19 protein-coding genes are annotated in these 21974 nt (G+C 55.9%); 9 read left to right on the forward strand and 10 right to left on the reverse strand.

Annotated features, from left to right (window positions below):
- Positions 1-73: 73 nt before the first annotated feature.
- Both pncB and WH50_RS23175 read right to left on the reverse strand, forming a co-directional pair.
- Complete coding sequence (gene pncB, locus WH50_RS23170; protein WP_110189567.1) at positions 74-1270, reverse strand: nicotinate phosphoribosyltransferase; 1197 nt, start codon at positions 1268-1270, stop codon at positions 74-76.
- Between the two features lie 64 nt (positions 1271-1334).
- Positions 1335-2678, reverse strand: a complete 1344-nt coding sequence (locus WH50_RS23175) for an HD-GYP domain-containing protein (protein ID WP_165838536.1) — start codon at positions 2676-2678, stop codon at positions 1335-1337.
- A gap of 356 nt (positions 2679-3034) precedes the next feature.
- Here WH50_RS23175 and WH50_RS23180 point away from each other — a divergent pair, with 356 nt between their 5' ends.
- Positions 3035-3364: a RebB family R body protein gene (locus WH50_RS23180; protein WP_110189569.1), complete on the forward strand. Its 330-nt coding sequence runs from the start codon at positions 3035-3037 to the stop codon at positions 3362-3364.
- 50 nt (positions 3365-3414) lie between these two features.
- Here the strand turns inward: WH50_RS23180 and WH50_RS23185 are convergent, their stop codons facing one another.
- Together WH50_RS23185 and WH50_RS23190 are read right to left on the reverse strand one after the other, a co-directional pair.
- Positions 3415-3996, reverse strand: coding sequence for a class GN sortase (locus WH50_RS23185; RefSeq protein ID WP_110189570.1), 582 nt, complete (start codon positions 3994-3996; stop codon positions 3415-3417).
- On the reverse strand, positions 3990-6191 hold the full coding sequence (locus WH50_RS23190) for a marine proteobacterial sortase target protein (RefSeq protein WP_165838537.1): 2202 nt from the start codon (positions 6189-6191) through the stop codon (positions 3990-3992). Before WH50_RS23190 ends, WH50_RS23185 begins: the two co-directional genes overlap by 7 nt.
- A gap of 161 nt (positions 6192-6352) precedes the next feature.
- On the opposite strand from WH50_RS23190, the gene creB reads away from it, so the two are divergent.
- A complete protein-coding gene (gene creB, locus WH50_RS23195; RefSeq protein ID WP_243410244.1) occupies positions 6353-7243 on the forward strand; it encodes a two-component system response regulator CreB in 891 nt (296 codons plus the stop codon).
- Entirely contained in the window at positions 7240-8709 is a 1470-nt protein-coding gene (creC, locus tag WH50_RS23200; RefSeq protein WP_110189572.1) for a two-component system sensor histidine kinase CreC, read from the forward strand. Before creB ends, creC begins: the two co-directional genes overlap by 4 nt.
- A 49-nt stretch (positions 8710-8758) precedes the next feature.
- Here the strand turns inward: creC and WH50_RS23205 are convergent, their stop codons facing one another.
- Together WH50_RS23205 and WH50_RS23210 are read right to left on the reverse strand one after the other, a co-directional pair.
- On the reverse strand, positions 8759-9220 hold the full coding sequence (locus tag WH50_RS23205; RefSeq protein WP_165838538.1) for a DUF4124 domain-containing protein: 462 nt from the start codon (positions 9218-9220) through the stop codon (positions 8759-8761).
- A gap of 222 nt (positions 9221-9442) precedes the next feature.
- Positions 9443-10237 (reverse strand): SDR family NAD(P)-dependent oxidoreductase, encoded by a 795-nt coding sequence (locus WH50_RS23210; protein WP_207780447.1) that lies wholly within the window; start codon positions 10235-10237, stop codon positions 9443-9445.
- A gap of 281 nt (positions 10238-10518) precedes the next feature.
- Between WH50_RS23210 and WH50_RS23215 the strand changes: the two genes are divergently transcribed.
- On the forward strand, positions 10519-11658 hold the full coding sequence (locus WH50_RS23215) for a thiolase family protein (RefSeq protein WP_110189575.1): 1140 nt from the start codon (positions 10519-10521) through the stop codon (positions 11656-11658).
- 21 nt (positions 11659-11679) lie between these two features.
- On the opposite strand, the gene WH50_RS23220 is transcribed toward WH50_RS23215, so the two are convergent.
- Positions 11680-12141, reverse strand: coding sequence for a MaoC family dehydratase (locus tag WH50_RS23220; RefSeq protein WP_110189576.1), 462 nt, complete (start codon positions 12139-12141; stop codon positions 11680-11682).
- A 186-nt stretch (positions 12142-12327) separates the two neighbouring features.
- Between WH50_RS23220 and WH50_RS23225 the strand changes: the two genes are divergently transcribed.
- The 3 genes from WH50_RS23225 to WH50_RS23240 all read left to right on the forward strand — a co-directional run bounded on the left by WH50_RS23225 (position 12328) and on the right by WH50_RS23240 (position 14594).
- Positions 12328-12882 carry a TetR/AcrR family transcriptional regulator gene (locus tag WH50_RS23225; protein ID WP_110189577.1) on the forward strand — a complete coding sequence of 185 codons (555 nt, stop codon included), beginning with the start codon at positions 12328-12330 and terminating at the stop codon, positions 12880-12882.
- A 193-nt stretch (positions 12883-13075) separates the two neighbouring features.
- Positions 13076-13726 carry a hypothetical protein gene (locus WH50_RS23230; RefSeq protein ID WP_207780448.1) on the forward strand — a complete coding sequence of 217 codons (651 nt, stop codon included), beginning with the start codon at positions 13076-13078 and terminating at the stop codon, positions 13724-13726.
- 313 nt (positions 13727-14039) lie between these two features.
- Positions 14040-14594 carry a hypothetical protein gene (locus WH50_RS23240; protein WP_110189579.1) on the forward strand — a complete coding sequence of 185 codons (555 nt, stop codon included), beginning with the start codon at positions 14040-14042 and terminating at the stop codon, positions 14592-14594.
- A 19-nt stretch (positions 14595-14613) separates the two neighbouring features.
- On the opposite strand, the gene fabF is transcribed toward WH50_RS23240, so the two are convergent.
- Positions 14614-15882, reverse strand: a complete 1269-nt coding sequence (fabF, locus tag WH50_RS23245) for a beta-ketoacyl-ACP synthase II (RefSeq protein ID WP_110189580.1) — start codon at positions 15880-15882, stop codon at positions 14614-14616.
- A gap of 335 nt (positions 15883-16217) precedes the next feature.
- Positions 16218-17648: a dihydrolipoyl dehydrogenase gene (gene lpdA / locus WH50_RS23250; protein WP_110189581.1), complete on the reverse strand. Its 1431-nt coding sequence runs from the start codon at positions 17646-17648 to the stop codon at positions 16218-16220.
- A gap of 171 nt (positions 17649-17819) precedes the next feature.
- Here lpdA and WH50_RS23255 point away from each other — a divergent pair, with 171 nt between their 5' ends.
- The gene (locus WH50_RS23255; protein WP_110189582.1) at positions 17820-18467 is read left to right on the forward strand and encodes a TetR/AcrR family transcriptional regulator; all 648 of its coding nucleotides are present in this window, start codon (positions 17820-17822) and stop codon (positions 18465-18467) included.
- 89 nt (positions 18468-18556) lie between these two features.
- Here the strand turns inward: WH50_RS23255 and WH50_RS23260 are convergent, their stop codons facing one another.
- The gene (locus tag WH50_RS23260; RefSeq protein ID WP_243410245.1) at positions 18557-19741 is read right to left on the reverse strand and encodes a pyridoxal phosphate-dependent aminotransferase; all 1185 of its coding nucleotides are present in this window, start codon (positions 19739-19741) and stop codon (positions 18557-18559) included.
- Positions 19742-20646: 905 nt separating this feature from the next.
- On the opposite strand from WH50_RS23260, the gene WH50_RS23265 reads away from it, so the two are divergent.
- Positions 20647-21960 carry an ATP-binding protein gene (locus WH50_RS23265; protein WP_110189584.1) on the forward strand — a complete coding sequence of 438 codons (1314 nt, stop codon included), beginning with the start codon at positions 20647-20649 and terminating at the stop codon, positions 21958-21960.
- Positions 21961-21974: the final 14 nt, after the last annotated feature.

Consider the following 21974-nt stretch of genomic DNA (forward strand, 5'->3'; position numbering starts at 1 on the left):
AATACCTCCCGCCGCTGTTCGTACTGGACAGCGGCGGGAGTGGATGACGGAAGGAGGGTAGAAAAGGCCGTACTCAGTTCACTTTGAATACGTACTTCAGATAGGTCACGAAGCTTTCATCCAGGCACTGAATCTTGCCCGGCGTGTCGGAGATCTTCGCCACGGGCTGGCCATTACAGGCCGCCATTTTCAGTACGATATTCATAGGCTCCACCCCGGGAATATCACAGGTGAAGTGGGTGCCAATGCCAAAGCTGACATCGATGCGGTCACGCAGGGCACGATAGATTTCCAGCGCTCTGGGTAAGGTCAGGCCATCGGAGAAGGTCAGTGTCTTGGTCTTGGGGTCAATGCCCAGCTGCTCATAATGGCTGATGGCTTTCTCCGCCCAGATCAGCGGATCACCGGAGTCATGGCGCAGGCCATCAAACAGCTTGGCGAAATACAGATCAAAGTCATTGAGGAAGGCATCCATGGTGATGCAGTCCGTGAGCGCAATACCCAGCAACCCGCGGTACTCACGCACCCAGCAGTCCAGCGCCGCCTTCTGGCTGTCGATCAGCCGCGGCCCCAGCTGCTGATGGGCCATCAGCCATTCATGCGCCATGGTGCCCAGTGGGGTCAGCTCCAGCTTACGGGCCAGATGGACATTGCTGGTGCCAACAAAATGACCGGGGAAGTCATGCTTCATGCACCGTACCACTTCCTCCTGCACCGGATAGGAAAAGCGCCGACGGGTGCCAAAATCAGCAATCTTGAAGCCAGCCAGTTCTTCCTCAGAGGCATGGGTGCGCAGCCAGTCAAACTTGCGATAGAGCTGTTCACGGGCATCCGCCAGTTGCAGATGGGGATAGCGATTGCGGTTACGCACTTCACTGACGGTCGCCAGAATCGGCACCTCATAGAGAATCACATGCAGCCAGGGGCCTTTCAGGCGGATAACCAGCTGCTCCTTCTCCACGGCCACCTGCACATAGTCAGGATTGAAGCGGAATAACCCCAGAAAGCGAATAAAGTCAGGCTTGATAAAGCGGATAGCACGCATGAAATCCAGCTGGCCGGGAGAGATTTCCAGCTTGGCCAGATTGTGAATTTCTGCACGAATCTCATCCACGTACTGCGCCAAATTCTCATCGGTACGGCAGCGAAATTCCCACTCGACTTCGGTATTGGGGTAGTTATGCAGTACAGCCTGCATCATGGTGAGTTTGTAGAAGTCCGTATCCAGCAGGTTCTGTACGATACGGTCAGCAAAGAGAGTCTCTGCCACGCGTTGTTATCCTGTAGTGAGAATGAGTGGTCAGATAGCAGGAGCTGCAGCTGACAAATGGCCTTCACGCTATCACAGATTGGCGTTCTTTGGCTGCATCATTAAAGGAACGCTCTATCGCCGCCAGCAAAGGCCGCAGCGACTCGGGGGCATCTTTCTGCACCAGGTGCAGCAGACGACGCAAATCGCGGAAGCGCCACAGCAGCTCATCGAACATCAGGTCGACCTCTTCCATCTCGGCATAGGCCGGTTGCAGTTTTGCCTGATGCACATGCGACACCCAACGGATCAGTCCATCGCTGGTAATCCCTGAGCGAATCAGCAGATTTTCCAGTGCCAGCCCGGTGGCAGCCAGACTGCGCAGCTGGCGGCGGTTTATCTGGTCAGCGGGCAGATGCTGATTGAGATGGACGACAGAGGCTTCATAGCGTTTGAGGGTCTGAGCCAGTACCAGCAGCTGCGGCAACCGCCGCAGCAGGTCGGCATCCTCACTGTACAGCCGCGATGAGCGTATCCCTGCGGTCTTGATCAGGAAGCGTGTGGCCTCATAGACCTCGGCAGCAAAGCTGTAATCGTTGACCTGCAATACCGGCAACAGCAGTTGCAGATCGCTGTTGCGCTTCGGGTCGGCAGAAAAGCGAATGGCATACAGCATGTCCGTGATGGCGACAATCTGCCCCATCAGTGACAGCTCATCAGCAAAACGGGCTGACGGATAACCGGAGCCATCGCAGCGTTCGTGGTGCTCCAGCACCGCCACCGAAACGGCACGCGGCACACTGCTCATCGACTCCAGACACACCTTGCCAATCACCACATGGCTCTGAATCGCCCGCCACTCTTCCGGGCTCAGCTCACCGCTTTTATTTACGATGGCCGGATCGATATGCAGCATGCCGATATCGTGGGCCAGCCCGGCAATAAACACCTCTACCGGTTTAGCATCGAGGCGCTGCATACGGGTGGCAATCGCCAGCCCGAACCAGGCACAGTACAGCGCCTTGTCATACTGATCAGGCAGGCGCTGACGCAGCACCGTCAGCTTCTGCACCAGCATCGGCAGACGCATCACCCGGTCGCGTGCTTCGCGCAGGCTGGCTTCGGTAATGTGACGACTGAGGCACTGCAAATCCGCAGCGGCTGACCACTGTTTTTCGATATCCGCCAGCAACTGCTCACCGCTGAGGCTGTGCTCCAGGGCGATGCTTTGCTCCAGCGGTTTACGCAACTTATGGCGGATCAGTTTTTCCGCCATCTTGCTGCTGATGGACGTTCCCTGTTTAGCCAGCAGAACCCCCTGCTCATTGTAGAGATCAGAGGTAGCGACCACCTGATTGGCCTTGTTCACTTCGGCCAGATGATCGACATAAGCATCAACCTGATTCTGCTCGTACTCCAGAGACGACATAATGACTCCCTGCATGTCATTGATGGAAGGCGGCACTTTGCCAACACAATATCGATTCTGCAGCCAACGGTTTTACACCACTCATAGGGAAACAACCAGCCCCTGACACCATGCCACACAGGCTTCATACATCCAGAAGCAACAACGCAACTCTGGCAGCGAAGCGAGTGAGTGAGTGAGTGGATCAACTACTAAGCAGAGTCTTGGGCTAAATACCCGGCTTTTTCAAATGCACGCCTTGTGATCGTCCAACTTGTCTGCCATGAGCAAGAGGTTAGCGCTGCGATGGATAAAGCTGCGATATGTCTTGCGTCGTCAGGCTACGATCAATAGACGGATAACATGAGGGGATAACCATGTCATTTCCTACAGCAGTGAATAGTCAGATTACCGATGCCGTAACCCAGGCCAACACCAAGGTAGTGGGTGAAGCGCCTGCGATGGCCATGAGCACGCTCTATCAGGCCATGGCCCACAGCACCGGCATCCTGTACCAGAACGCGGCGCTTGCCCAGCAACAGCAAAATACGCTGGCTCAGGCAGCCGCCACTCAAGGAATCATGCAGCTATACAATGTCGATACCATGGCAGGCGCCGCTGCCACGGAAAAAGTGGCGCAGGCTGGAGTCTCCGACAACCTCGCCAGTCTGCTGGCTGTATTACAGGCCATGCAGAACAACAAATAACCTCTCAGCAGAGGTTCACGATCAGCTGGCAGCCGGCCGCTGCCAGCTGCTCACACTGCCACATTCACTGCCTCCACCACATACCGCAGAGGCCCGCCCGGTATCAGTGCCTCAAAGGGATAGCAGGTAATCAGGGTCAGGCCGTTGCGGTTAGCCGGGATCAGCGGATCTTTACTGCTGTCAACAATATGAATGCGGCTGACACGATAGTGATGGTGCCTCCCTCGCTGGTCGGTCAACTCGATCAGATCCCCTGCCTTCAGCGTTTGCAGCCCACGAAAATGGGTATCACGATGCCCGCCGATAACAATATCACCGCCCTGCTCTGGCTGCGGGGAGCCTTCTACCAACGCCGGGCCGAAGGCCAGCCCCTCACCGCCCGCGGCATTCATCACATAAAGTGGCTCGGCCAGTGCGGACCAGTGGATAGCAGCTACCGGCCAGGTATCGGCCCAGGGCCAGGGTTTGGCTGGCTGCCCGCTGGTCAGGCTCTGTTGCCAGGCATTGGCAATCAGTACCTGTGCCAGCCAGGCCTTGAGATAGATGCTGCTGGCCTGTGCTCCCAGTACGACTGCGCTCAGTAGCAAGAGCCAGAAAGTAAGCCGATATATCCATGGTCTGATCCTCAGCATCCTGCTGGCTCCGTTGTATCCGGGCGCACAGCGATGGCCATCTGCTTTCTGCAGTCCAGACGCTGCTGGCGGCGCTGCAGCCATGCCACCAGTGCTGCTAGAATCAGCATCGCCGTGGCCAGCATGCTGAGCAGCTCAGCCGGGGTCGCGGTACCGGGAAAGGCCAGACTGCTGAGGGGGTTACCAAGGGTCATGGTATTGCCAAGTGGCATCAGGTTGGCGATGGCCTGATCCTGACTGCTGGCATCCATGGGTTTGACCGGTTCCTTGTCGACAGCCACCAGACTGGTGTAAGGCGTCAGCAGGTGATGTGCCAGCCCCAGCGCCAGTACCTGTGGCCTGATCTCTTCTTCAGTGCGGCCTTCGCTCAGGGTGTCGAGCAGGCTCTCAATCTTCTCCCGTGCCCACAGACTGCCCAGACTGTTATCGGTACTGCTGGCCGCCTGAGCCGATTGCTGCCACGGCTGTGTGCCGAGCTTACCGCTGACCTCCACTGAGGTGACCGGCTGCTCACTGCGAAAGGCCATCATCAGTGGCTCACCGGCATACAGATCAGGCACCCGCTGCGGATACTGCTCGACCTGCGTCCCCTGTGGCCAGTTCACCGCCAGCTCCCGGGCCACCGGTGACTCCAGTTTGTTGAACAGCGCATTCATCTGTGGCGCCACATCATTGGGGTTGGCGATGTAGGTAAAGGTGCCACGGCCAAACTGGGCCGCCTTGCGCATGAAGTAGGAGTTGGGCGCCGAACCGATCCCCACGGTAAACAGCCGCTTATCACCCAGCTGCTGATTGATCAGCTCAAATAACCGCGCCTCGTCACCGACGGCACCATCGGTGATAAAGACGATCTGCCGCAGATAACCCTCCTCGGGCGCCCATTGCCGCTCATCACGCTCACGTAGCGCCTGTTGCAGTGCGCCGTACATCTCGGTGCCGCCATCTGCATCCAGACTATTGACGAACCGCCGCGCCATCGTCAGCCCGTATTCATCCGCTGCCCGGGGGTTGGAAAACAGCGGGAAGGTGCTGGAGTTGAACTCAATCACATTGAAGCGATCCTGCGGCGACAGGCGATCCAGTGCCAGCTGCAGGGCATCCCGTGCCTGTCGGATCGACTCCCCTGCCATCGAGCCGGAGGTATCAATCACAAAGGTCACTTCCCGTGGCAGCGGTTGCTGACGGATCACTGGCGGCATCACCATCAGCAGGCCGTAATGCTGATCTCCCTGCTGCTGAGTAAACAGTGCCGCCTGAGGCTGAGCGGAAGGTTTCGGCGTCCAGCTCAGGGCCAGATCGTGATCCAGCCGGCTCTGCCCCTCCAGACTGACGTCCACACCCGAGGCGCTGGCCTGCCAGTGAATGGCATCCGTGCTACTGCTGACACTGTCGAGCGCCAGCCCGGTATCCAGATGCGCACGGAAGGTCAACTGATGAGTCCTGATCTGTTCACTCTCATCGTCAGGTTTGCTATCACCGTCAGGCTCGTTATCACCGCCAGGCGCGGCAGCGATTTGCGGCGGCGTGATCTTGTCGGCATCATCCACCACATCAGTGGGTAACGCCCAGCCGTGACCCGACGTAGCCACCTGCTCGAAACTGTCAGGCATCTGTGCGAAGCCTGGGATATAGCGCGGCGTCAGGGTGGTGGGAATGCGCAGGCTGAACTGCCCGTCGCGATAACTGACCTGATCGACATATTCCAGCTCAACGCTGATGGCCGCACCCGGCGCCACATTGGCGATCTCGATACTGAACAGGTTGGCACGCTGCTGCTCCACCAGTGCCGCCTGCCTGCCTTCGGCTTTGGCCTGTTCAAAGGTCTGCCGGGCTTCATCTTTCTCGCGAATCAGCCCTTCAATCTGGCGTTCACCGATCGTCACCAGCAGGCGCCGCACGGCGGCCTTTTCCGGCAGGGGGAAAACATAGCGGGCATTGGCCCACTGGCTGGAAGGGTTGGAGAAATGCTGGGTCACCTCTGCGCTGAGCTGCATGCCAGTGACGCTGACGTCATAGGCCGTATCCAGCAGGGTCATGGGCTGGCTGACACCCGCAGGCGTCTGCACTAGCATCATGCCGATGCCCGGTTCTTCACGGGTTTCGGCGGCGTGGGCGGCACTGGCCATACAGAGAGACAGCAGCAGAACCAGAGGTTTACGGCGAAACGAGGTGAGTAGAGTGGCAGGGGCGTTCATCCACAGTCTCCTTGTGCTGGAGGGAGTCGGCGACAGAGCATCGGCTCTGCGGTTGCCAGTCACTGTAGAAAGAGGCCGTGGGCAGACCGCGTGGTGAAAACGGAGCTTGTGTGGGGATTGGGTGAAGATGGCAGCGCCTCCCCCTGCCACGAGGAGATTCGGTGAAGTCGTGGACAGCCCCCGGCAGCTATGGGAAGGTGGGCGTCTTCCTGCAACAGCCGCCAGACCCCTCGCCGGGCAACGCTGTGCCGGATCGCATTCAAAGGAATCTGAAGGACCCGCGCTCCATGTCATCGTCACTGCACATCCTGATTGTCGAAGACGAATCCTCCATTGCCGACACCCTGACCTACGCTCTGGAGAAGGATTACTTTCAGGTCACCTGGCTGGAAACCGCCCAGGCCGCCATGCAGGCGCTGAATCAGGGTAGCGCTCAGACGCCTTTCGATCTGGTCATTCTGGATGTCGGCCTGCCGGACATGAGCGGCTTTGATGTGCTGCGCACCCTGCGTCAGCAGTCACAGTTGCCGGTGATCATGCTGACGGCCCGCAGTGAAGAAATCGACCGTATCCTTGGTCTGGAGATTGGTGCCGATGACTACGTCACCAAGCCTTTCAGCCCCCGCGAGGTGGTCGCACGGGTGAAGGCCGTGCTGAAGCGCCTGACCCTGGCCGCCAGCCCGCCGGTCACCCCCCGGGCCATGGCCGCCGATACTCCCCCTCTCGGCATCACCGCAGCGAATGTCCGACGCCATGGCGCCCTGCAGCTCGACAGTGATACCCGGCAGGTGCAGTTTCACCAGCAGCCTGTGCAACTGACACTGGCAGAATTCGGTTTGCTGGAGGCCCTGCTGAAAGCCAATGGCCGGGTACTGACCCGCCCGCAGCTGATGGAAAGCATCTGGACACCCAATCACCCCTCCGATGAGCGGGTTATCGATACCCATATCAAGACCCTGCGCGCCAAGCTGCGGGACATTCATCAGCAGGACGATCCGATCCAGACCCATCGCGGTGTGGGCTACAGCCTGAAACTGCTGGGCCGTTCATGAGCAGCCTGTGGCAGCGGCTGCGCCGCTATCGGCCCAGCTTCAGCCTGCGACTGTTCTTCGTCTATTTTCTGCTGGCGGGCAGCCTGTGCTGGATCATGCTGCAGAAAGCGCTGGATGAGCTGGACCTCAATGTCCGTCAGGTGGCAGAAGAAACGCTGGTGGATACGGCCAACCTGCTGGCGGCCCAGCTCAGCACTGACCTCAGCAAAGGCACCATCGATTTCACCGCGCTGGACAGCGCCAATCGAGAGTACCAGCAGCGCCAGCTGCATGCGCAGATCTATCAGGAGCTGAAGCAGCAGCCCGATCTCAATTTTTATGTCACCGATGCCAGCGGCCGGGTGCTGTTCAATACCAGCGGCCATGACATAGGCGCCGACTATTCACGCTGGCGTGATGTGGCCCTGACGCTGCGTGGCGAATACGGTGCCCGCACCAGCAAGACCGAACCGCTGGCGGCAGAGGGCCTCAGCTCCATCATTCATGTGGCTGCACCGATCAGAACGGGTGATCAGATTGTCGGGGTGGTCAGCGTCTACAAACGCATCGCCCGCTTTGGCGGGTTCCTCGCTCATTCCGCCGCCAAGCTGACCCACTACGCCATCATTCTGGGATTATTGTCGCTGGTGTTCGGCTGGCTGATGAGCTACTGGCTGACCCGTTCGACCCACAAGCTGGTCAGCTATGCCCGGCAGCTGGCAACCCATACCCGGGTGACAGCGCCGGTGCTGCATGACCGCGAACTGCAACAGGTCGCTGCGGCGATGACGGATATGCAGCAACAGCTGGCCGACAAGGATTACGTCGAGCGCTACGTTCACACCCTGACACACGAGCTGAAAGCCCCGCTGACAGGTCTGCGTGGCGCCACAGAAATTCTGCTGGAGCCCGATGTGCCGCCTGCCCAGCAACGCAAGTTCCTCAGTAATATCAGCCAGCTGACTGAACGCATGACCGCGCTGGTGCAACGCCTGCTGGCACTGGCATCACTGGAAAATCGCCGCACGCTGGGGGATACCCAGACGCTGGCACTCAAGCCGCTGTTCAGCACCCTGCTGGATGAGCGCATGCCTCAGATTCAGGCCCGGCAGCTGCAGATCGACAGTCAGTCTGTGGCGGCCATTGAAGTCAGCGCCGAGCCCTTTTTGCTGCAACAGGCCATCGCCAACCTGCTCGACAACGCCATCGATTTCTCCCCGGAGGGAGGCTGCATCCGCCTGCAGGCGGGCAAGGATCAACAGGGATACTGGCTGCAGATCAGCGATGAAGGGCCGGGTATTCCGGCCTTCGCACTGGACAAGATTTATGAGCGTTTCTTCTCGCTGTCACGCCCCGGTGGTCGCTCAAAAAGTACCGGGCTGGGGCTGAGCTTTGTGCGGGAGATCATGGAACTGCATCGCGGCACTGTCGAGCTGATCAATGCCGCCGAGGGAGGCGTCAGAGCGACCCTTCGCTGGCCGGCCTGACAATGTGGGCGCAATTAGCTGTGTGTTAACCCTGCTGTCTGAAAGGGGTCTATTCACTGAATGAACTGACCCGCCCGCCACTGAAAAACACTTCCCGGTACACATCACCCCGCATATTCAGATACACCCAGTGCGTACCGGTACTGCGATCGGGCTTGCCCCAGGCCCGGCGCACCAGTGCCGGGGTCATCCCCTCCACGACACGACTAAACTCGGCGTAGGAGCGCATTTCCGGTTCAGTGTATTTGAGCGTCGAACGATGTCGGCTGCGGGTGGTACTGCTGTGGTTATCAGGCAGCACCTGATAGCCATAGACCATGCCCTGCTCTTCCGGCACGGGTGTTTCATTGACCACCACACCGGGCTGCACAGTTGACGGCATCACCTTTTCCACTTCCCCGCAGGGCTGATCGGAATAGGTTTTGACGCCATTGACCAGACAGAAATAGATGTCAGCGTGAGCAGGTGGCAAGGCCGCCAGGGCCAGCAGTGCAGCAAGCGTGAAGCGCATAATGTTCATCCCTGAAGAACGTAGCCGTTATGACCGCGCAGCGGCGGCAAGCAGCAGACAGTAGAGAGGCCGGTCATCCCTCATGAATGACCAGCGCTTATACATCAGACGTTCATGTATCAAGCGTTCATGCATTAAAGACAGCAAGGCCGCCAGAAGCAAGCTGGCGGCCTTGAGAGGATGCGAGATTAACGGGTCAGATGCGGTTATTCACCGCCGTGATCAGGACAGATAACGTGCGGCGGGGGTGCTCAGCGACAGATTCGGTGCCATGGCCCGGCGTGCATCCACAAAGCTGTTCAGCTGCCCGGCATCAGGCAAGGAAGGCACCGTCACCCGTTCCCCCAGTGCCAGACCGCGCAGAGCGGCACCGACCATATCATCCACCTCCATCACCATCTGGGCAGGCAGGGCATTTACGTCACCACCGGCACGGTCAAAGATTTCGGTGCGGGTCAGCCCCGGCAATACCGCCTGTACCCGTACCCCCTGCTCACCCAGCTCATGGGCCAGCGACTCACTGAGAGACAGCACGTAGGCCTTGGTGGCGTTGTAGGTGGTGCCAAAGTTTTCCGGCATCAGTGCCAGCACCGAGGCGATATTGATCAGCGTCCCCTTGCCACGCTGAACAAAGCCCTCGGCCGCCGCGCGCGCCAGCCGGGTCAGCGCCACGATATTGAGCTGGATCATGCTCTCCACCTGATCAAAGTCAGCCTCAACAAAGCTGCCGGAGACGCTCATACCGGCATTGTTGACCAGCATGACGATACGTTCGTCACTGCGCAGGCGCTGCTCAACCAGTGCGGAGTCAGCGCGAGAAGTCAGGTCGGCCTGCAGCACCTCAACCCTGACCGCTGCGGCCTCCTGCAGCTCTGCGGCCAGTACCTGCAAGCGCTGAATATCGCGGGCGACCAGCAGCAGGTCATAACCCGCTGCGGCCAGCTGACGCGCATAGCTTTTACCGATACCGCTGGAAGCACCTGTTACCACGGCAATACCTGAAGGCTGCTGAGTCATGATGTTGTCCTCGTCTGAATGGGGTTTCGTTTTATTGGATGATGATCGACATGCAATTTATATTACGACCATAATTTAAAAATACCAACGTTTAATTTCTGATCAGTGCAATAGGGTCTGACTATTCAGAGCAGTACAAAAAACAGCCTGTTGACTTTTAGTATGATGACCGACATTTTAAATGATACCTGTCATTCAATGACGTCCACAGGCAGCCGCTCAGCACGCGGAGCCATGCTCGGGCAGATCACCAACTGCCTGACCTATGAGGAGAAAACACCATGAATACCGCCGTGATCGCCGGTTACCGCCGCTCACCTTTCCATTTCGCCCGTAAGGGAGAGCTGACAGAAGTACGCCCGGATGATCTGGCGGCACAGGTAGTAAAAGGGCTGATCGCGGCGCTGGATATCGACCCCGGCAGTATCGAAGACCTGATCATGGGCTGCGCCTACCCCGAAGCAGAACAAGGGATGAACATTGCCCGCATCACCGGCTTTCTGGCGGGGCTGCCGCAGTCCGTCGCTGGCGTCACCATCAACCGTTTATGCGGCTCTTCCATGACCGCCATACACTATGCGGTCGGGCAAATTCACATCGGCGCGGGCGAGGCGTTTATCTGCGCGGGTGTTGAGTCCATGACCCGTGTGCCCATGGGCGGTTTCAACTTTTCCCCCAACCCCAGCCTGATGGAGCACTACCCCACGGCCTACATCACCATGGGCCACACTGCCGAAGAAGTCGCACAGCGCTTTGCCATCAGCCGTACCGATCAGGATCAGCTGGCAGTCGGCTCCCATGCCAAAGCCGCTGCAGCTCAGCAACAAGGCAGGCTGATGACTGAGATTGTGCCCATTGCCAACGGTGACAGTCTGATTAGCGCAGACGGCTGCATCCGCCCCGGCACCAGCATGGACATTCTGGCCGGGCTGAAACCGGCCTTCCATGCGCTGGGTTCGGTGACGGCGGCAACCTCATCACCGCTCACCGATGGGGCTGCGGCGGTACTGGTGTGCAGCGAGGACTATGCCCGACGGCACCGGCTGCCGATGCTGGCCCGGATCAAGGGGGTTGCCACGGTCGGCTGTGCTCCGGAAATCATGGGCATGGGACCGCTGTACGCCACCCGGAAACTGCTGCAGCGTTGTGGCGTTCGTGCCGATGAGCTGGATGTGGTGGAAATCAACGAAGCCTTTGCCAGTCAGGCACTGGCCTGCATTCGTGAACTGGGGCTGGATATGAGCAGGGTCAACCTTGACGGTGGCGCGATGGCTATCGGCCACCCGCTGGGAGCGACAGGTGCCCGTATTACCGGCAAGGCGGCTGCACTGTTACAGCGAGAAGGTGGTCGTTACGCCCTGTCCACCCAGTGTGTCGGCGGCGGTCAGGGTGTCGCCACCCTGCTGGAAGCGATTGAATAAGCGGGAGGCGGAAGCGCTTTGTCAGGACCGGCAGGGCACCACTATTCGCCCGGTAAAGATCTGCAGTGCCTGATTGTCCTGGTTGTACGTGGTGGTACGCATTACCACCATACCCCGATCAGGCCGCGAGCGTGATGGCGTGATCTCGATAATTTCACTCTCAGCCCGCAGCTGATCCCCCGGGCGGGTCGGCGCCTTCCACTGCACCTCTCCCCCGGCACCGACCAGTCCGCCCGCAATGGGCACACTTTCCACCAGCATACGCATGGTCAGTGCAGCGGTGTGCCAGCCCGAGGCAGCCAGCCCGGCAAAGAAGGTCGGTTGTGCTGCGTCTTCATCAAGATGGAAAGGCTGCGGGTCAAACTCGGCAGCGAACTGCTTGATCTGCTCCGCCGTCAGACTGTATACGCCACTGACAAAGCGCTGGCCAACCTGCAAATCCTGCAGATACAGCAATGTAGACGTGGCAGAAGACTGGCTCATGGTCTGCTCCTTGGAGATCAGGTCAGATAATGGTTGGCAGGATTTATATGATTATCGTCATAGAAAAAGCAGCCTACGCCGATGGCTGGTGGGTTTCTGTTCGACCTTAGGTGTAGAATGACGATCAACATACCATTTCACCGCCCTTCCACTGTCTAGCGGACCATTTGCAGGAGTGAAACGACCATGCGCTACTCCAAAGATCACAAAGCGGAAACCAACCAGCAGATTCTGCAGGAAGCCTCCCGCCGCTTCCGCCGCGATGGCATTACCGCCACGGGCCTGCAACCGCTGATGAAAGCTCTGGGGCTGACCCATGGCGGATTCTATGCCCACTTCAAATCCAAGGATGATCTGGTCGAACAGGCCCTGCAGACAGCGGCACAACAGAGCAGCGACTACTGGAGTAAAAAACAGGAAGAGGAAGGTGGCGTGAGCAAGCTGGTGGATAGCTATCTGTCTGCCAAACACCGCGACACCCCCGAAAAAGGCTGCCCGCTGCCTACCATGTCGATAGAAATGGGCCAGCTGGGCAAAGCCAGCGCCACCACCGACAAGATTGTTGAGCGCCTGCTGGGCATGCTGCACAGTGACCATGCTGACGCTCCCCATGCTGCGGTGATGCTGTCAGCCATGGTCGGCGCCCTGAGCCTGTCACGCAGCGTCACCGACCCGGCGCTGTCGGAGCAACTGCTGGAACAAACGCGGGCGTGGATCAAGGAAGAGCTGGACTCAAAATAGTGACCGAATAGTTAATACCGGATATGGCTACAGGCCATCAGAAAGCCGTAGCCCTCTTGAAATCCTCAAGGAAATTCAAATTCCGATAGCACTCATCACAGGATAGAAACAAGCCAATACTTGACACCACCTCACCACATTTTTAGTATCTTTGGCCGTACAAAGGACTAATTAATCTAAGGAAAGATTTAAGATGTCAAACAACGATATAGCTTCACGCCATTACAATATTGAGAGTTTTAAATTAGAGCCTGTTGTAGCCTTAGCAAAACTGATTAAGTTTGACTCTCACATACCCTTTATAAGAGCAAATCGAGAAAGCGTTCTTCCAATACTCACCGGAATTGTTCTCTATAGGCAACTGAATAGAAACTCTCAAAGCAGTGTCCTTGAACAAGCGCAGGCACTCGGTAATAGAGAGTTCTTTGGAAAAGTATCAAATCTGATCGCACAAAATATTGCACAGCCATACTGGAATCCATGGTGTTTATCAGACACTGAACTACGCTCATTTTTTGAAACCAACAAGTCAGTGGCTGATTTTCTCAGCACATGGTTTATAACGATAGATACACCTAAAGATGCAGCATCAATTGCAGGCGCCATTTACTTAGTGTCTCAAAAAGGCGTTACGGGATATCTAAAAGAAGCTGTCAGCAACCCTGCGGTTGACGCCTTATTCAAAAAAATTTCTTCTAACGCCTTAAGGCAAACAGCTTCTAAAGGTTTTTTTGTTGCGATTATGATTGCAAGCGTCATGAAAAAGTTCTCAGAATCTGACGCAGAGGCAGCGAAAAAAGAGCTTCTTGCCCGTGGACTATTAACTGCGGATGACCTTGGCTAATGCTCACTTACTTTCTGTTTATTATTGGCCTTTTTTTATTATACGCATCTAGTCGACTCTACTTTTCAGAGCCATTAGGCCAATCAAAAAAACTGCTACCATTATTGGTAGCGGTTTTTATTCCTAGCATTTCCGGCGCAGCCATAATACTAAACAACTTCTCTTTAAGAGAAATAAACACAAATCTGCAAGACTATAACGCCCTACTAATAGCCTTACTAAACATATCTATTATTTCAATAATTCACATCGCCATTCAGAAAAGAAACCATTCCTCCACAAAAAAAATCCAGTCACGCGAAGACAGTCAGTAATGCTTGGGAAGTTCAAATATATTTTTATAGTTTTTGCCCTTTCAGCCTCTGCAGAGGCAGCAAGCCTTGCGTGCGTTTCCACAAATAAAAGTGTGAACTTTACACAATCCCTCTTTCAACAAAGTACTGCTTACCAGTCAGAATTCTCTGATACAGAGCTGTACTGGTCACTTACTGTCGTAGGCACACCTCTTCCAACCCACTCAACACCGCTATTACAGGATGCCACCACCAGTGACTCGAATACGCAGCTTAGCCAGAAGGCGTTCAGCAACTGGCTGGCAGCAGCCGAGAAAGCGCAATTGATAGAAAAGGTCGAATCAAGCACATCAATCCCGTTTCACCAGTCGCATATCCATCTGGCACATACATCCGCGCTGAATGGCACAGCCCATGCGCTACATGGTCTCTATGCCGAGCGAGTAAAAAACTATGCGGTTGTCTACCAACTGCTGGCTACGCCGATGACAGAGACGATGCCAGCTGATGCGATGGCGAATGCACAGACAATGATGGAAACCATCATCAATAGCTGTTCAGTGATTGCCCCCTGAACAGCTACGCCAGATTAAATCACCCACCATAGCGCCGGAACAGCACACTGGCATTAACCCCACCAAAGCCGAAGCCATTGGATAGCGCGTACTCGATAGCCATGGGCCGGGCCTGGTCGCGTACCAGATCAATGCCCCGGGCGGCTTCGTCCGGCTGCTGCAGGTTGAGCGTGGCTGGAGCGATCTGATCGCGGATGGCCAGCGCCGTGAATATTGCTTCGATCCCTCCGGCAGCACCGAGCAGATGGCCTGTGGCAGACTTGGTGGATGTAACAGCCACCTGTGATGACTCGCCAAACAGGGCGCGAATGGCTGCCAGCTCGCCCTTGTCACCTACCTGTGTAGAGGTGGCATGAGCGTTCAGATGCTGCACCGCCGAAGCCTCAATGCCCGCCTGCCGTAACGCCAGCGCCATGGCACGGCGCGCCCCATTGCCGTCTTCCGGCCCGGCCGTCAGGTGATAGGCATCGGCACTGGTGCCATAGCCCACCAGCTCGACGATGGGCGTCGCACCACGCTGCAGCGCATGTTGCAGCTCTTCAATCACCAGCACGCCTGCCCCTTCGCCCATGACAAAGCCATCGCGGGCCTGATCAAAGGGACGGGAAGCCTGCTCCGGGCTGTCACTGAAGCCTGTCGACAGCGCCCGCGCAGCGGCAAACCCGGCCAGACTGACCCGATCAATGGAGGCTTCGGCACCACCACAGACGGCAATATCCGCCTCACCGGCGTGAATCATTCTGGCGGCATCACCGATTGCCTGAACACCCGCGGCACAGGCCGTGACCGGCGCACCCAGCGGCCCCTTGAAGCCATGCATAATGGAAATATGACCGGCTGCCAGATTGACCAGAAAGCTGGGAATGGTGAAGGGCGACAGCCGTCGTGGGCCACGACCATCGGTGGTGCGTACCGCATCGGCGATGGCACCGAAGCCACCGATGCCGGAGGCAATCACTGTGGCGGTACGCTCCTGTTGTTGCGCCGTGCTGGCTACCCAGCCCGCCTGCTGCAGCGCCTGTCTGGCAGCGGCGATGGCGAACAGGATAAAGCGGTCCATCTTTTTCTGTTCCTTGCCGGGCACCCAGTCGTCGGCATCAAATCCACCCTCGGCATCGTCTGCTTTGGCTGGCACCCTGCCGCCCACCTTGGCGGCAATATCTTCGGTAATGGCGTCGGGCAACAGCGCGATGCCGGACCTGCCCGCCAGCAGCCGCTGCCAGACCGTCTCCACTCCGCAGCCCAACGGGCTGACCATACCCATGCCGGTCACCACAATACGTTTCATTCTGGTTGTCCTCTCACACCTGAAAATATTCACCTACTGAAGATCAATGCGCCTCGCGAACGGCCATGGCTGCAGTTCACTGCTAAAGTCCATGGGCGGCTATCGGGCAGCGTTCAGCTGTTCTGCCAGACGCTCGAAATGCAGATCGGTGCGGCAAGCACCATCACCCGTTTGCGCCCACTTTCCTTACCGCTGTTGTCAGATTGCCAGCCACAGGATCCGTTGCACTGGGAGGAGGGGTGACTACCTGGTTCATGGTCAACCTCTTTAAATTAAGATCGACCTGCTAAAGATGACAGCACGGCACCCTCTGTACGAGCAGTGCCGGGTGTTCGTTACTTCGCGGTTTTCTTGGCTCTGGGATTGGGCAGATCGGTAATGGTGCCCACGGCCAGTTCCGCCGCCAGCCCCACCGATTCGCTCAGAGTCGGATGGGCATGAATGGTCAGGGCAATATCATCCACCGTGGCACCGAACTCGATGGCCAGGGTCAGTTCGGCCAGCAGTTCACCGGCATTGATGCCCACCAGACCGGCGCCCAGCAGTCTGCCGGTGGCCTCGTCATAGATCAGCTTGGTTTTACCATCGACGCGATCCGCACCGATGGCACGGCCATTGAACTTCCACGGGAAGGCCGCGACCTGATAAGCCAGCCCCTGTTGTCTGGCCTGCTTTTCGGTCAGCCCGACCCAGGCGATTTCCGGGTTGGTATAGGCAATAGACGGAATCACCAGCGCATCAAAACTCTGCCGGTGGCCCGCCGCGACCTCAGCCGCCACATGGCCTTCATGGGTGGCCTTGTGGGCCAGCATCGGCTCACCGGCGATATCGCCAATAGCGAAGATGTGCGGCTGGCTGGTCTGCATCTGTTTGCTGACCGGAATAAAGCCACGCTCATCCACCTTGACGCCAGCCTTGTCAGCATCCAGCAGCAGGCCGTTAGGGCGCCGCCCCACTGCCACCAGAATGGCATCAAAATCCTGCTGAGCAGGCTGGCCTTTGGCGTCTTCCAGCGTAACGCCCAGCGCATCGGCACGCGCCTCAACAGCCGTCACCCTGGTGCTCAGCAGTACCGTGAGATAGTCCTTATTACTGCGCTGGAAAATATCGATCAGATCCTTGTCAGCCGCCGGCACCAGCTGCGGTGAGGCTTCCACTACCGTGACCTGACTACCGAGCGACTGGTATACCGTGCCCAGCTCAAGGCCGATGATACCGCCGCCGATCACCAGCAGACGCGGCGGTATGCTGCGCAACTCCAGTGCCGCAGTGGAATCCCATACCCGCGCATCATCATGGGGAATAAAGGGCAGCTGCACACTGCGCGAGCCTGCAGCGATGATGGCCTGCTCAAACTGCAACAGCTGCACGCCATCTTCCTGCTCGATGAGCAACTGATGACTGCCGCTGAAGCGTGCATAACCCTGCAGCACCCGCACCTTGCGCTCTTTGGCCATGGCCGACACACCACCGGAGAGTTTGTCGACGCTGCTTTGCTTGAAGGCGCGCACCTTGTCCAGATCCACCCCGTTATCACTGAAGCTCAAGCCGACATGAGCCGCCGTGCTGACTTCCCGCCGAATCTGCGCCACATGCAGCAGGGCTTTGGACGGAATGCAGCCGACATTGAGACAGACACCACCCAGTTCGCTGTAACGCTCGATGAGCGTCACCTCCATCCCCAGATCAGCAGCGCGGAATGCCGCCGAATAGCCGCCGGGGCCAGAGCCGATAACGACCAGTTGGGTCTGTAGAGTCGGTTTCATGTAAAGCCTCCTGTGGATTGCACGGATGGCAGCAAGCAACGCTTAACAGCCGGTTTGGAATGTAATCATCATAGGTGCCATCAAAATATGTTAAAGAACATATTTAACCTTCCCCTCAGCCTCTATACTTGGCCAGTGACGGCAGACGATCAGTACAGAGAGAGCCACCCCATGCCCTACGCCCCCGCCCACAAGCAGCAGTCTCGCGAGCGTATCGTCCGCGCCGCGGCCGAACTCTTTGCCACCAAAGGCTTTGATGCCGTTTCCATCGATCAGGTGATGGAAGCCGCCGGCCTCACCCGTGGTGCCTTCTACGCCCACTTCCGCTCCAAGCAGGAGCTGTATCGCGAGTCCATCATTGCCGCCAGCCGCCACAGTGCGGTCAACAAGGTGCTGGAAAACCTCCGCGATCCGGCGCAAACCACCCGTCAGGTGATCCGCAGTTATCTCAGTGACGAGCACCTGGCGCTGCAGTTCTTCCCCTGCCCCATGGCCTTTCTTTCCACCGACATTGCCAACCGGGACAAGGGCGTGCGCGATGCCTACACCCGGGTGTTTCACGGCCTGAGCAATGTGATCGAAGCCGGTCTGGAGCCGGTGGAGGAACGCCTGAGTGGTGATGTGAACAGCCGCCAGCAACGCTCACTGGCGATTACCGCGCTGATGGTAGGCGGCATGGCCATTGCCCGTGCGCTGACCGATGAAGACAGCAAGAATGCCCTGCTCAGGGCCTGTATGGAGACAGCCATGCAGCTGCAGGAAGGGGGACTGAACGAGCAGATGCTGGCGCAACTGAGTGACAGCAGCGCCGAGGGCTGAGGGCGCAGTCAGATATGCAGAGACAGATTAGCCGGGTAACGGCAGCTACCCGGCTAAGCAACGGCAGACCTCAAAGTGTAAACAAACGCTTACTGGCTGAGGCTTGCCAGCGTGTCGCGAATCCGCCCCAGCGCCACTTCCAGATTGGCTCTCGACGTGGCAAAGCTCAGACGAATATAGCCATCAATACCAAAGGCTGAGCCGGGCACCGTGGCCACCTTACCCTCTTCCAGCAGATAGCGGACCAGCTCAGTATCCGTGCTGATCAGCTGGCCCTGCGGAGTGCGTTTGCCCAGATAGGCAGCACAGTTGGGGAAGGCATAGAACGCGCCATCCGGTACGGCCAGTGTCAGCCCGCTGATGCTTTGCAGGGCACGCACCACCAGCTCACCCCGGGCGCGGTACTCTGCTGTGGCCTCACGCACAAAATCCTGCGGACCCTGCAACGCGGCCAGTGCAGCGGCCTGAGAGATAGCCGACGGGCAGCCGGTACTCTGTGACTGCAGCTTGTTCAGCGCCATGATCAACTCCTGCGGGCCAGCGGCGTAGCCCAGCCGCCAGCCGGTCATGGCGTAGGCTTTGGATACACCGTTAAGCACCATGGTGCGCTCTTTCAGCGCCGGGCAAGCCTGCACAAAGGACACAAACGGCGTATTGCCCAATGCGATGTGCTCATAGATTTCATCGGACAGAATCAGCACGTCAGGATGCCGCAACAGCACCTCACCCAGCGCGGCGAATTCCTCACGGGTGTAGATCATGCCGGTGGGATTGCAGGGGGAGTTGAACATGACCCAGCGGGTGCGCTCCGTAAAAGCAGCCTGCAACTGCTGCGGCGTCAGCTTGAAACCCTGCTGCTCGGGGCAGTTGATCACGACTGGCACACCGCCATTGAGGCGCACGATATCGGCATAAGACACCCAGTAAGGCGCCGGAATGATGACCTCATCACCCTGCTCCAGCGTCGCAGCGAAGGCATTGAACAGCAGCTGCTTGGCGCCATTGCCGATACTGATCTGCTGCGCGCTGTAGGCGAGATCATTCTCCCGTCTGAACTTGTCAGCGACCGCCTGACGCAGCGCTTCGGTACCTGCAGGCGCGGTATAGCGAGTCTGCCCGGCCAGCATGGCCTGATACGCGGCTTCGACAATATGGGCAGGCGTATTGAAGTCTGGCTCGCCAATACTCAGGTCAATAACGGGTTCACCGCGGGCTACCATTTCCTTCGCAATGGCAGAGATGGTCAGGCTGGATGAACTCTGGATACTCTTCACCCTTTCACTTTGTATTTTCACTGAATTCACCCAGCAATAATGGTTATGACTCTTTATTTAAGGAATAGAGAACGCCCAGCATTTATCAAATAAATGACGGCACGCTGCTGTTGAAATAAACAGGTATTGAATGGAATAACGGCCTTTATCGCGCTGTTATGGCAGATAACGACGGCGCTCACGGCAAGCATGGATAGCACTCAGCGCTATAGGCAGAGCGGATAGAAGGGCTTAATGCGTCCTCCCGGCGGGTAGTGGGTTCACCCGGCCAGAGAGCAGCTGTCCGCCCAAGCCGACAGTATCAGCGCCTGCTGAAACGGACTCAAACGAAGATTTGGCAAGACATCATTCCGGCATGGAATTTTGCTTGTTATGGGGTGGTGATGGCATTTTAGACTTGAACAAATTTAGTAAAAAATAATATTTATCAATGATTTATACATACATTACATAGCGGCCATCCTATAAAACCTGTGCCTAAAAAGCACTGCATGCTGATAGATGAATCGGAAAAACCTATTGAGTGACGCCTAGTTCTCGAAGAATGCTCCATCTCTACCTGCAAACTTTAGTGCAAAAATAAGAAACTCTGCCAAAATTTAGCTCACTTCATTTAGCACTCCTAGGTTTAAATAAAGCAGGAAGTGGCATATATTTTTCACCTAGGCATACTTCTTCTTTATCCATTACGCCAAGCACTACATCGGAGCTTGCAGCCCTAATTTTAATATTTTTACTAAAACACGCATTGGAGTTCTAGTAGGTGATTACAGCGAAGAGCATTAATAGCAGCTATTAAGCTTCTCAAATTTACGCCAACCATGAGTAGTATATTAGGGACAAACTGCTAAGCGACTTTCTTCTTAGCGAAGCATCATGTAGTCGAATTAAAGGAAAAAATACAAATGGAACAACCATGTCTTTTTGGACCAAATTTTTTAGAGAAACTCGTTGGAAAAGCGATACTAAATGATCCAAAAGTCGCGATTGTCGAACTTGTGGCTAATGCATGGGACGCTGGTGCTAGTGAGGTTAAAATTATTTGGCCTACCAAAGAGAATGAACAATTATTTTCCATTGAGGATAATGGCTGCGGTTTAACTGATAAAGAATTTACATCTAGATGGAGAACTCTTGTCTATGATCGTCATGAGTCCCAAGGAAATACTGTTTTAGTCAACAATAAAAATCGAACTGTCTTTGGAAAAAATGGAGTTGGCAGGTTTGCCGGGTTTTGCTTTGGTGAGTCTTACTACGTTGCGTCAAATAAAGATCAAGAGCATATCGAATATCAGATAAGGCCGGGACAGGGGAAATATCCCTTTTTATTAGTCAAGAATAAGCCAAGTACGTTTACTGAAAAAATAGGGACAAAAATATTTTCTAGAGAAAAATCCTCATTGCGAATTGGAGAAGAAGAGATAAGGTCTGAGATAGGCATGAGATTTCTAACCGACCCTTCATTTTCCTGCATAGTAAATGGCGTAAAAGTAAATTTTTCACATATTCCCGATGACAATATCACTAGCCACAACATCAAAATTGAATCAAACAAAATTATTAAAATAATAGTAATCGATACCAATGATGCAGATAAAACCACCAAACAACATGGTATTGCATGGCATGTAAATGGTCGATTAGTAGGTGAGGCGGATTGGAAGAGCTATGGTTTTGATGAAATAATCGATGGAAGATCGTCCGAAGCTAAGCGCCATACTTTTATCATTAATGTTGATTTTCTTGCCACCACAGACGCAGTAAAGAAAGATTGGACTGGCTTCAATATCACCCAAGAATTTACAGAGGTTCGTACAAAAGTTTTCGATTTTGTTAAAGAGCATATATTTGAACAAACAAAACAAAAACGAGAAAGAGCCTTTTTAAATGTTAAAAATGCACACTCAGGTGAGTTGAGAAAATTAACTCCCTTACGTGTTGAACGCTGGGAGGAGTTTGTATCTGAAATCCAACGTGAATGTACAAATCTGAATGAAAAAGATTTACTCAAGCTTTCTAGCGTCTTAATAAAAATGGAACAATCAGATACCAAATACTCCCTAATTAGTAAGCTACATGATCTCGACCCCAGCCAAATCGACAACCTTCACAATATCCTAGCGGACTGGAGTCTTGACTTAGCAAAAGAAGTTTTAGATGAACTACAAGTAAGATTAAAACTACTCGATGAGCTTCGAGAACGGGTGCTAGATGTGTAAACCCACCACGTTGT

Origin of the sequence: Pokkaliibacter plantistimulans (assembly GCF_003194385.1) — a bacterium.
In the GTDB taxonomy this organism is placed as follows: domain Bacteria; phylum Pseudomonadota; class Gammaproteobacteria; order Pseudomonadales; family Balneatricaceae; genus Pokkaliibacter; species Pokkaliibacter plantistimulans.

What these genes read in the sequence shown, in the direction of transcription:
- WH50_RS23175 (WP_165838536.1), bottom strand. Translation starts at nt 2,678, where the DNA reads ATGTCGTCTCTGGAGTACGAGCAGAATCAGGTTGATGCTTATGTCGAT.
- WH50_RS23180 (WP_110189569.1), top strand. Translation starts at nt 3,035, where the DNA reads ATGTCATTTCCTACAGCAGTGAATAGTCAGATTACCGATGCCGTAACC.
- WH50_RS23185 (WP_110189570.1), bottom strand. Translation starts at nt 3,996, where the DNA reads ATGCTGAGGATCAGACCATGGATATATCGGCTTACTTTCTGGCTCTTG.
- WH50_RS23190 (WP_165838537.1), bottom strand. Translation starts at nt 6,191, where the DNA reads ATGAACGCCCCTGCCACTCTACTCACCTCGTTTCGCCGTAAACCTCTG.
- creC (WP_110189572.1), top strand. Translation starts at nt 7,240, where the DNA reads ATGAGCAGCCTGTGGCAGCGGCTGCGCCGCTATCGGCCCAGCTTCAGC.
- WH50_RS23205 (WP_165838538.1), bottom strand. Translation starts at nt 9,220, where the DNA reads ATGCGCTTCACGCTTGCTGCACTGCTGGCCCTGGCGGCCTTGCCACCT.
- WH50_RS23210 (WP_207780447.1), bottom strand. Translation starts at nt 10,237, where the DNA reads ATGACTCAGCAGCCTTCAGGTATTGCCGTGGTAACAGGTGCTTCCAGC.
- WH50_RS23215 (WP_110189575.1), top strand. Translation starts at nt 10,519, where the DNA reads ATGAATACCGCCGTGATCGCCGGTTACCGCCGCTCACCTTTCCATTTC.
- WH50_RS23220 (WP_110189576.1), bottom strand. Translation starts at nt 12,141, where the DNA reads ATGAGCCAGTCTTCTGCCACGTCTACATTGCTGTATCTGCAGGATTTG.
- WH50_RS23225 (WP_110189577.1), top strand. Translation starts at nt 12,328, where the DNA reads ATGCGCTACTCCAAAGATCACAAAGCGGAAACCAACCAGCAGATTCTG.
- WH50_RS23230 (WP_207780448.1), top strand. Translation starts at nt 13,076, where the DNA reads ATGTCAAACAACGATATAGCTTCACGCCATTACAATATTGAGAGTTTT.
- WH50_RS23240 (WP_110189579.1), top strand. Translation starts at nt 14,040, where the DNA reads ATGCTTGGGAAGTTCAAATATATTTTTATAGTTTTTGCCCTTTCAGCC.
- fabF (WP_110189580.1), bottom strand. Translation starts at nt 15,882, where the DNA reads ATGAAACGTATTGTGGTGACCGGCATGGGTATGGTCAGCCCGTTGGGC.
- lpdA (WP_110189581.1), bottom strand. Translation starts at nt 17,648, where the DNA reads ATGAAACCGACTCTACAGACCCAACTGGTCGTTATCGGCTCTGGCCCC.
- WH50_RS23255 (WP_110189582.1), top strand. Translation starts at nt 17,820, where the DNA reads ATGCCCTACGCCCCCGCCCACAAGCAGCAGTCTCGCGAGCGTATCGTC.
- WH50_RS23265 (WP_110189584.1), top strand. Translation starts at nt 20,647, where the DNA reads ATGGAACAACCATGTCTTTTTGGACCAAATTTTTTAGAGAAACTCGTT.